Source organism: Allobosea sp. WAO (assembly GCF_001509835.1).
In the GTDB taxonomy this organism is placed as follows: Bacteria; Pseudomonadota; Alphaproteobacteria; order Rhizobiales; family Beijerinckiaceae; genus Allobosea.
In genome coordinates, this window is record NZ_JXTJ01000027.1 from 1 (window position 1) to 2,320 (window position 2,320).

The following is a 2,320-nucleotide window of genomic DNA, read 5'->3' on the forward strand; positions in this document are numbered from 1 at the left end:
GTCTGCGTGGCCGCGCCACCGTCGAACGAAACACTCGCAAAATCCGGGATCAAGCTCATCGGTCTCTCCCGTCAGACGCTGCAATGGCGTGTGCACTACGCAGCGCTTCGATCACGTCGCAGCCGGCGAAGATGAACGCGCTCACGCCGGCCTGGTTCAAGGCGGTTTCGAGATCGCCCGGCCGGCCCGCAAGCCAGACCGTCGCGCCTTTCGCCTGCAGCGCCTGCGCGACCTCCGCCGCCTCATCGGCATAGAAGGCATCGGAGCCGCAGAGGCATGCGAGCCGCGCGCCCGAGGCCTCGAAGGCGACGACGAGCGCCGCCAGATCGGTCGCGCCGCCGCAGGCGAAACCATCGCCGGACGGCGCCACAAGGCCTCCGGCCTCGAACAGATTGCGGGCAAAGCCGGCCCGCGCCGTGAAATCGGCGATCGAGCCGAGCGTCGCGAGGAAGACGGTCGGACGCTTGCCGAGCCGCGCCGCCGCAGCCTCCGCCGCGTCGCGCAGCGTCTCGAATGCCTCAGCCAGCCGCACGGAAAGCAAGGGCTCGACGGCAAGACCCGTAGCCGCTGTGACCGCTTCGGAGCCACCCACCACGGGCGGGACAGCGAGCACGCTCACGCTCGTCTCGCCGAGATTGGGGAACTCGCTCGTCCCGGTGATCGACTCCCGGCGGGTCGCGATCGCCTTGGCCCGGTTTGCCCGCTCGCGTGCCAGCCCTTGCTGGACATGGCCATTGATGAGCGCACCGACGATCCCAGAAACACCTCCGCCGCTTTCGGCCTCGAGATCCTGGAATTTGTGCCAGCCCTGCTCGCAGAGCGCCTGCGTCAACGCTTCGAACCCGCCGGCACCGGCCGCCGGATCGGCGACGCGCCAGAGATTGGCTTCCTCCAGCAGGATCAATTGCGTGTTGCGGGCGACACGCCGGGCGAAGGCGTCGGGCAGGCCAAGTGCTGCGGTGAAGGGCAGGACGGTGAGCGAATCCGCGCCGCCGATGCCGGCCGAGAAGCTGGCGATCGTAGCGCGCAGCTGGTTCACCCAGGGATCGCGCCGGGTGAGCGAGCGCCAGGCGGTCTCGGCATGCAGCGCCATCGGCTTCGCTTCGAGGCCGCAGGCCTGCTGCACCCGCTCCCAGAGCAGCCGAGCCGCCCGGAACTTGGCGATGGCCATGAACTCGTCGGTATCGGCGACGAGCGTGAAGGAGATCGCGTCGCGCGCCAGGTCGAGCGCCATGCCGCCGGCTTCCAGCGCCCTGAGATAGGCGACTGCCGTCGCCATCGCCGCGCCGAGTTCCTGCGCCTCGCTCGCCCCCGCCTCGTGATAGGGCCTGGTATCGACCGTCAGGAACGGGCGGGAAAAGCCACGCCCCCTGAGTTCGCCGACCAGCGTCGCGAGACGCCGACCGAACTCAGGCCACTCGGCTGAAAGCACGCCATGGCTGGCGAGCACGCCGACCGGATCGAGCCCGAAATCGACGTCCACCTTGGCTGGATCGATGTCGCGGCGCGCAATCAATTCCGCGACCAAACGGGCGTTGCGTTCCCCCGCCGGCGCGGGATCGAGCCGCAGGCGGATCAGGTCCAGCATCACGCCATCGAGCGCCGTGTCGAGCGCCGCGACATCTTCGGCAACCAGCCCGTAGCCACGGGCAGCGCGCGCGCCGGCAAAGCTGAGGACCAGCGTCTCGGCGCCGCCTTCGAGATCGGCCAGGGCAAGCTCGCGCGCCGCAGCGGGCGACGGATGGTCAAGCCGGGCGGCGACCTGCCAGCGGCCCGCTTCGGAGCGGAATGGCCGCGTCTTGGCATTCGCGGCAGGATAGAGCGGCGCGATCCGGATACCGTCGGCGCTCTGGGAGACCAAGCGCTTCTCGAAATCGGCGCCTTTCAGCACCTTGTCGACGGCGCTGCGCCATTGCGCCTGATCGGGCAGCGGAAAGGCGGCGGCAACCGTTTCGGGAAGCATGGCGTCCTCCGTGGCGTCTCTCACGCGAATTCCATAATCACGGCATCGACGGCGAGTGAGTCGCCTTCCTTGGCGAGGATTTTGGCGATGGTGACGTCCTTTTCGGCGCGCAGGACGTTCTCCATCTTCATCGCCTCGACCATGGCGAGCGGCTCGCCGGCCTTGACCTCCTGGCCGACGCCGACGAAGAGCGCCTTGACCAGGCCGGGCATCGGGCAGAGCAGGAATTTTCCGGTATCGGTGGCGGCCTTTTCCGGCATCAGCGCCGCAAGCTGCGCCTCGCGGGCCGTGTAGACATGGGCATTGGCATAGGCGCCGGCATGGCCGAGCGCGAAGCCGTTGAGGATCGGCCGGACC

At 68.9% G+C, this 2,320-nt stretch carries 2 protein-coding genes; both read right to left on the minus strand.

The genetic code is table 11. The annotated features are described in order from the left end of the window. Nucleotides 1–55 precede the first annotated feature (55 nt). Entirely contained in the window at nt 56–1,963 is a 1,908-nt protein-coding gene (locus DK26_RS27985; protein ID WP_066480098.1) for a methylmalonyl-CoA mutase subunit beta, read from the minus strand. 20 nt (nt 1,964–1,983) lie between these two features. Continuing rightward, a partial coding sequence (locus DK26_RS27990) for a biotin/lipoyl-containing protein (protein WP_248310131.1) occupies nt 1,984–2,320 on the minus strand: 337 nt, incomplete at its 5' end.